The organism is Stenotrophomonas sp. PS02298 (genome assembly GCF_029959445.1).
In the GTDB taxonomy this organism is placed as follows: Bacteria; Pseudomonadota; Gammaproteobacteria; order Xanthomonadales; family Xanthomonadaceae; genus Stenotrophomonas.
The window spans coordinates 1-7,488 of the sequence record NZ_JASCOR010000191.1; the positions used below are offsets into that span (position 1 = coordinate 1).

Annotated in this window: 6 protein-coding genes; all 6 read left to right on the forward strand. The window is 63.3% G+C overall.

Features of this window, described 5'->3' with window-relative positions; translation table 11 throughout:
* Positions 1-264: 264 nt before the first annotated feature.
* Complete coding sequence (locus tag QMX78_RS18905; protein WP_282272462.1) at positions 265-1,029, forward strand: gamma-glutamyl-gamma-aminobutyrate hydrolase family protein; 765 nt, start codon at positions 265-267, stop codon at positions 1,027-1,029.
* Positions 1,026-2,420, forward strand: a complete 1,395-nt coding sequence (locus QMX78_RS18910) for a glutamine synthetase family protein (RefSeq protein ID WP_282272464.1) — start codon at positions 1,026-1,028, stop codon at positions 2,418-2,420. Before QMX78_RS18905 ends, QMX78_RS18910 begins: the two co-directional genes overlap by 4 nt.
* Before the next feature lie 374 nt (positions 2,421-2,794).
* Positions 2,795-3,919: a polyamine ABC transporter substrate-binding protein gene (locus QMX78_RS18915; protein ID WP_282272466.1), complete on the forward strand. Its 1,125-nt coding sequence runs from the start codon at positions 2,795-2,797 to the stop codon at positions 3,917-3,919.
* Positions 3,920-4,432: 513 nt separating this feature from the next.
* Complete coding sequence (potA, locus tag QMX78_RS18920) at positions 4,433-5,563, forward strand: polyamine ABC transporter ATP-binding protein (RefSeq protein WP_282272468.1); 1,131 nt, start codon at positions 4,433-4,435, stop codon at positions 5,561-5,563.
* Positions 5,560-6,486: an ABC transporter permease subunit gene (locus tag QMX78_RS18925; RefSeq protein WP_282272470.1), complete on the forward strand. Its 927-nt coding sequence runs from the start codon at positions 5,560-5,562 to the stop codon at positions 6,484-6,486. Before potA ends, QMX78_RS18925 begins: the two co-directional genes overlap by 4 nt.
* Positions 6,483-7,328 carry an ABC transporter permease subunit gene (locus tag QMX78_RS18930; protein WP_282272471.1) on the forward strand — a complete coding sequence of 282 codons (846 nt, stop codon included), beginning with the start codon at positions 6,483-6,485 and terminating at the stop codon, positions 7,326-7,328. The genes QMX78_RS18925 and QMX78_RS18930 overlap by 4 nt, the downstream gene beginning before the upstream one ends.
* Positions 7,329-7,488 lie beyond the last annotated feature (160 nt).

Genomic DNA, 7,488 nt, shown 5'->3' on the forward strand with positions numbered 1-7,488 from the left:
CGCCTGCCCATGCAGGCGCGCGCGCAGCGGAAGTTCGGGTTGGCTGGCGGCATACCAGCTCGGGGGGTATACGGATGCAGCAGCGTCCACAGACATCAGGCCGAATCGGGGGCGGGAAGTGTAACGACCCCGGCGTGTGCGGCGTGCACAGGCCGGTGAAGATTCCGTGCAGTGTGCCTTGCATTGCTTGAATGCCGGATGGCGCTTGGTTGCCTAATCAGTGGGGCAGGGGTAGCGTGCTGGCACGTCTCATGAGCGTTACCCATGGCCAGCCTGCCGCTGGTCGGCTTGCCTACCGACAGCAAACCGATCGGGTCCCATCCGTTTCTTGTCGTTGGTGAAAAGTACGTGCGCGCGGTTGTCGACGGCGCGCAGGCCATGCCATTGCTGCTGCCATTGCTGCAGCCGCCGCTGCCAGCCGAGGCGTGGTTGGCGACGCTGGATGGCCTGCTGCTGACCGGTGCAACCAGCAATATCGAGCCGCACCACTACGATGGTGGCGACAGCTGGCCGGGCAATCCGCATGATCCGGCGCGTGATGCCAATGTGTTCGGGTTGATCCCGCAGGCATTGGCGTTGGGCATGCCGATACTGGCGATCTGTCGTGGTTTCCAGGAGGTCAATGTCGCCTTTGGTGGCAGTCTGCATCCAAAAGTCCATGAAGTGCCCGGGCTGGCGGACCACCGTGAAAACCCAGCGTCATCGTTGGAGGTGCAATATGGGCCGGCACATGCGCTGCAGCTGAGCCCGGGTGGTTTGCTGGCAGGCATTGCCGGCGGCAACGAGGTGATGGTCAACTCGGTGCACGGGCAAGGTGTTGCCAGGCTGGGCGAAGGGCTGCGGGTCGAGGCCCGCGCGCCGGACGGGCTGATCGAGGCGTTTCGTGGCAGCGGGCCGTCGTTCCTGCTCGGCCTGCAGTTCCATCCGGAGTGGCGGGTTACCGAGAATCCGTTCTATCTGGGTATTTTCAACGCCTTCGGCGAGGCCTGTCGCCGCTATCGGTCAAACAAACAAGTTGGTTCCCCATGACGTCGCGCCCCCGCACCCGCAGCCGTAAAACCGCCACCGCCGTCCAGGAAGAAAGCCTGTTGCTGCGCTGGCTGAAGGAGCGGCACATCACCGAGGTTGAATGCCTGGTGCCGGATATCACCGGCAACGCGCGTGGCAAGATCATCCCGGCCGACAAGTTCTCGCACGATTACGGCACGCGTCTGCCCGAGGGCATTTTCGCCACCACGGTGACCGGCGACTACCCGGATGACTACTACGAACTGACCTCGCCGGCCGACGCGGACATGATCCTGCGCCCGGACCCGGATACCGTGCGGATGGTGCCGTGGGCGACAGATCCGACCGCGCAGATCATCCACGACTGCTACACCAAGAATGGCCAGCCGCACGAGCTGGCACCGCGCAATGTGTTGCGGCGGGTGCTGGCTGCCTACGAAGCGCTTGGGCTGAAGCCGGTGGTGGCGCCGGAAGTGGAGTTCTTCCTGGTGCAGAAGAACACCGACCCGGATTTCCCGCTGCTGCCGCCTGCTGGCCGCTCCGGTCGCCCGGAGACCGCGCGGCAGTCGTATTCGATCGATGCGGTCAATGAATTCGATCCCATCCTTGACCTGATGTACGACTACTGCGATGCGATGAAGCTGGACGTGGACACCTTGATCCACGAATCCGGCGCTGCGCAGCTGGAGGTCAATTTCACCCATTCCGACGCGATGTCGCTGGCCGACCAGGTATTCCTGTTCAAGCGCACCATGCGTGAGGCGGCGCTGCGTCACGGCATTTATGCCACCTTCCTGGCCAAGCCGATGGAGACCGAACCCGGCAGCGCCATGCACATCCACCAGAGCCTGGTGCGCATTGCCGATGGCCGCAATGTGTTTGCCGGCCACGCCGAAGGCGAGTACAGCGAAACCTTCGACAATTACCTGGCTGGCCTGCAGAAGTACGTGCCGGCGGCGATGGGTTTCTTCGCCCCGAACGTGAATTCCTATCGCCGGCTGGTGTTTGGCGAGGTATCGCCGAGCAATGTGGAGTGGGGCTTTGACAACCGCACCTGCGGCTTGCGCGTGCCGATGGACAGCCTGGAGAACAACCGCGTGGAGAGTCGCTTTGCCGGCTCCGACGCCAATCCCTACCTGGCGATGGCGGCGACGCTGGCCTGTGGCCTGCTTGGCATCCGCGAAAAGCTGACGCCGACCACCCCGATCAGCGGCAACGCCAAGGAGCTGGGCTACGAACTGCCGCGCTCGCTGGGCGAGTCGCTGGATGCGCTGGAGGGCTGCGAAGCCCTGCAGGAGCTGCTGGGGCGCCGTTTCTGCCGGGCCTATGTCTCGGTCAAGCGCAAGGAATACGAGACCTTCTTCCGCGTGATCAGCTCCTGGGAGCGCGAGTTCCTGCTGCTGAACGTTTGAGCGCGAGGCTTGCCTCCCTCCCTCTTGCGCAGCAAAGGGGAGGGGCGGTGCATGCAGCTCTGCTCCCTCCCTTTGGCGCAAGCCAAGGGGAGGGTTGGGGAGGGGTAGCTCTGCTGTGGCGTTTCAAGCATTGCCAGCTTCGCGGCTCACGCCGCTCCCACAGCTTGTCTCCCTCCCTTTCGCGCAGCGAAGGGGAGGGTTGGGGAGGGGTAAGCTCTGCTGTGGTTTTCGAGCATTGCCAGCTTCGCGGCTTGAGCCGCTCCCACAGCCAGCAACCTGCCTTCTACACACGAAACCGCCGCAGATGGGACAATATGCCCACTTCCCGGCTTGGCCGGTCCCCCATACCGCTCCCGGATCACACTGGAGAACCCATGAATCTGCGCATTCTGACCGTTGGTGTCGCCATTTCCCTGCTTGCTGCCTGCGGCGGCAAGGAAACTGGCGGCAAGCCCGCTGAAGGCGGCGAGGCCAAGGTCCTCAACGTCTACAACTACTCCGATTACATCGCCGAAGACACCATCCCGAACTTCGAGAAGTCGACCGGCATCAAGGTCACCTACGACGTGTTCGACAGTGACGAAATGGTCGAGACCAAGTTGCTGACCGGCGACAGCGGCTACGACATCGTGGTGCCGACGCTGAACTTCTTCGGCCGCCAGATCCAGGCCGGCGTGTTCCTGCCGCTGGACAAGAGCAAGATCCCGAACCTGGCCAACCTCGACCCGGCGGTGATGCAGCGTATCGCTGGCCAGGACCCGGGCAACCAGTACGGCGTGCCGTACATGATGGGCAGCACCGGCATCGGCTACAACGTGGCCAAGCTGAAAGAGCGTTTCGGCGGCAGCGCCGACATCGCCAACAGTTGGGACCTGGTGTTCAAGCCGGAAAACATCGCCAAGATGAAGGACTGTGGCGTGACCCTGCTGGACACCCCGGCCGACATGATCCCGGTCGCACTGCATTACCTGGGCGAAGACCCGCATAGCGCCGACCCGGCCGTGCTGCAGAAGGCGGCGGACCTGCTCAAGTCGATCCGCCCGTACGTGCAGAACTTCCACTCCTCGCAGTACGTCGGTTCTCTGGCCAATGGCAGCACCTGCCTGGTGGTCGGCTGGTCGGGCGACATCATCCAGGCCCGCGACCGCGCCGAAGAGGCCAAGAACGGCGTTGAAGTGGCGTACTCCATCCCGAAGGAAGGTGCGCCGCAGTGGTTCGACATGCTGGCCATCCCCAAGGACGCCAAGCATCCGGGCAACGCGTACGCCTTCATCAACTACCTGCTGCAGCCGGAAGTGGCCGCCAAGAACACCAACGTCACCCACTACGCCAACCCGGTGAAGTCGGCGACCTCGCTGGTCGATCCGGCCATCCGCGACGACAAGACCATCTACCCGGCCGAGGATGTGGCCGCCAAGATGTTCACCTACGCGATCAACAGCCCGGAGACGGACAAGCTGTATACCCGTCTGTGGACCGAGATCAAGACCGGCCGTTGATTTCAGGCAGGTTTAGCGTGTGAGTCTTTACAACGCCTCCCTCCTGCAGGGAGGCGTTGTTGTTTGTGGCGTTCGCGCGCTGCCGGTTGCCAGTGGAGATGGCGAAGCCGGCGCTTGGCCCCCTCCCTTTGGCGTAGCCAAGGGGAGGGCTGGGGAGGGGTAAGCTTTTTGGGTCTCCGGGCATTGCCAGCTTCGCGGCTGACGCCGTACTGGACGTGCTGCGTGTAATGCCCCTGCCGAGCATGGCTCGGCACTACAGTGGCGCCGGCGGGCTCCAGCTTGGCCCCCTCCCTTTGGCGCAGCCAACGGGAGGGTTGGGGAGGGGTGCTTTGCAGCTCTGGCTCCTGCCGCTGCGGATCTACGAGCCGGAGCAAAAGCCACCCCCTCCCAACCTCCCCCTTGGCTGCGCCAAAGGGGAGGGGCACGCCAATCGCCACAGCCAGCGGTGTCGCCCGTAAAATCAGGGGGCTACACTACGCGCGTTTGTTCATCTGCCCGCTTCCGGAGCCCTACATGCCCGTTGACGCCAAGCCAGAGGCCATCGCTTTGAACAGCGAGCCCGGCTACTTGTCCATCCGTGATCTGCGCAAGGAGTTCGATGGCTTCGTCGCCGTCGACGACGTCAACCTGGACGTGCGCAAGGGCGAAATCTTTGCCCTGCTGGGCGGTTCGGGCAGCGGCAAGTCCACCCTGCTGCGCTGCCTGGCCGGCTTTGAAACCCCGACCAAGGGCACGATCCTGCTCGACGGCCAGCCGATCACCGCGCTGCCGCCCTACGAGCGGCCGATCAACATGATGTTCCAGTCCTATGCGCTGTTCCCGCATATGACGGTGGAGCAGAACATCGCCTTCGGCCTCAAGCAGGACGGCATGGCCAAGGACGCCATCGCCCGCCGCGTCGGCGAGATGCTGGAGCTGGTGCAGCTGCAGAAGCTGGGCAAGCGCAAGCCGCACCAGCTGTCCGGCGGACAGCAGCAGCGTGTGGCGCTGGCCCGCTCGCTGGCGAAGAGCCCCAAGCTGCTGTTGCTGGATGAGCCGATGGGCGCGCTGGACAAGAAGCTGCGCTCGAAGATGCAGCTGGAGCTGGTCAACATCATCGAGCAGCTCGGCGTCACCTGCGTGATGGTCACCCACGACCAGGAAGAAGCCATGACCATGGCCACCCGCATCGCGGTGATGGACCAGGGCTGGATCCAGCAGATCGGCAAGCCGGATGACATCTACGAGCAACCGGCCAACCGCTTCGTCGCCGGATTCATCGGCTCGGTGAATTCCTTCGAGGGCGTGATCGACGAAGACCTGCCCGAATACGTCACCGTGCGTACCGCGGATTTCCCGGCGCCGATCTACGTCGGCCACGGCATCACTGGTTACGAAGGCCAGCCGGTGGCGTTTGCGCTGCGTCCGGAGAAGGTGCATATCGCCAAGGAAGAGCCCGAGGGCGACACCAACAAGGCCTTCGGCGTGGTCGAGGACATCGCCTATTTCGGCAGCCACTCGGTTTACCACGTGCGCCTGCCCAGCGGTGCCAAGATCCTGTCCAACTTCGCCAACATGAAGCGCTGGGACAGTGACGGCATCACCTGGAACGACGAAGTCTGGGTGTCCTGGGACGACAACGACGGCGTGGTGCTGACCTCATGAGCGCGACCAGTCCACTCACCAGCGGTTGGCGGCGTTGGCTGCCGGGTGCACGCGCGGGTGTGATCGGCGTGCCGTACCTGTGGCTGTTGCTGTTCTTCGCGATCCCGTTCCTGATCGTGTTGAAGATCTCCTTCGCCAAGATGGCGGTGGCGATGCCGCCGTACACCTCCATCGTGGAATACGTGGACAATGCGTTCACGGTCAATCTCAACCTGGGCAACTACACCGCGCTGTTCACCGACAGCCAGTACGTGGTGGCCTACCTGAGCTCGATCAAGATCGCGGTGATCTCCACGCTGCTGACCTTGTTGATCGGCTACCCGATGGCCTATGTGATCTCACGCATGTCGTCGTCGGCGCGCAACATCGCGATGATGCTGGTGGTGCTGCCGTCGTGGACGTCGTTCCTGATCCGCGTCTATGCGTGGATCGGCATCCTCGACAGCAATGGGCTGATCAACCGCACGCTGATGGGCATGGGTTTGATCGACGAGCCACTGCGCATCCTCTACACCCCGGTCGCGGCCTATATCGGCATCGTCTACTGCTACCTGCCGTTCATGGTGCTGCCGCTGTACGCCAACCTGGTCAAGCTCGACCACCGTCTGCTGGAAGCTGCCTATGACCTCGGTGCCAAACCGTGGCAGGCCTTCCTGCGCATCACCTTGCCGCTGTCGCGCAGCGGCATCATCGCTGGCTGCATGCTGGTGATGATTCCGGCGGTGGGTGAATTCGTGATCCCGGAAATGCTCGGTGGCCCGGATACCTTGATGATCGGCCGCGTGCTGTGGGGCGAGTTCTTCAACAACCGTGACTGGCCACTGGCGTCTGCCGTGGCGATCGTGATGCTGATCCTGCTGCTGATCCCCATCATCATCTTCAACCGTTCGCAGCAGCGTGAGCTGGAAGGGAAGCTGGCATGAGCATGACCCGGCGTAGTTCCTGGTTGGGTTGGAGCATCCTGCTGCTCGGCTTCGCCTTCCTGTACCTGCCGATCCTGTTGTTGATGGTGTATTCGTTCAACTCCTCGCGGCTGGCGACGGTATGGGCCGGCTTCTCCACGCAGTGGTATGGCGAGTTGTTCCGCGATCGCCAGCTGCTGCAGGCGGCCTGGATCAGCATCAAGATCGCATTCTGGACGGCGAGTGCATCGATGGTGATCGGCACCATGGCGGCGATGGCGATGACCCGCTTCAAGCGCTTCCCCAGCAAGACTGTGTTCGGTGCATTGGTGACCGCGCCACTGGTGATGCCGGAAGTGATCATCGGCCTGTCGATCCTGTTGATGCTGGTGTCGATGGGCGGCCTGTTCGGCCTGCCATCAAAGGGCGTTGTGGCGATCTGGATCGCGCATGTGACCTTCACCATTTCCTTCGTCACGGTGGTGGTGTCTTCGCGCCTGCAGGAGCTGGACCGTTCGCTGGAAGAAGCGGCGATGGACCTGGGCGCGAACCGGCTCAAGGTGTTCTTCCTGATCACCTTGCCGATCATCGCCCCGGCGCTGCTGTCCGGCTGGCTGCTGGCTTTCACCTTGTCGCTGGACGACGTGGTGATCGCCAGCTTCGTCGCCGGCCCCAGCTCGACCACCTTGCCGATGAAGATCTTCGCCTCGGTGCGCATGGGCGTGAGCCCGAAGATCAACGCCCTGGCCACGCTGATGGTGCTGGCGGTATCGACGGTCGCGGTCTTGGGTTGGTGGATCTCGGCCCGCGCCGACAAGCGACGCCAGCGCGACATGCAGCTGGCGCTGCAGGAAAACGGCTGAGAAGCCCTGTAGTGCCGAGCCATGCTCGGCAGCGGCTTCACCAGCAATGCCCCTGTAGTGCCGAGCCATGCTCGGCAGGGGCTTTCCCGGCTAACCATCGCCAATGTGGGAGCGGGGGGGGGCGCGCGCCGGGGCGCGCATGTTTTATAAGAATTGGGGG

Coding starts and splice junctions, on each gene's coding strand:
- QMX78_RS18910 (WP_282272464.1), top strand. CDS start 1,026: ATGACGTCGCGCCCCCGCACCCGCAGCCGTAAAACCGCCACCGCCGTC.
- QMX78_RS18925 (WP_282272470.1), top strand. CDS start 5,560: ATGAGCGCGACCAGTCCACTCACCAGCGGTTGGCGGCGTTGGCTGCCG.
- QMX78_RS18930 (WP_282272471.1), top strand. CDS start 6,483: ATGAGCATGACCCGGCGTAGTTCCTGGTTGGGTTGGAGCATCCTGCTG.
- QMX78_RS18915 (WP_282272466.1), top strand. CDS start 2,795: ATGAATCTGCGCATTCTGACCGTTGGTGTCGCCATTTCCCTGCTTGCT.
- potA (WP_282272468.1), top strand. CDS start 4,433: ATGCCCGTTGACGCCAAGCCAGAGGCCATCGCTTTGAACAGCGAGCCC.
- QMX78_RS18905 (WP_282272462.1), top strand. CDS start 265: ATGGCCAGCCTGCCGCTGGTCGGCTTGCCTACCGACAGCAAACCGATC.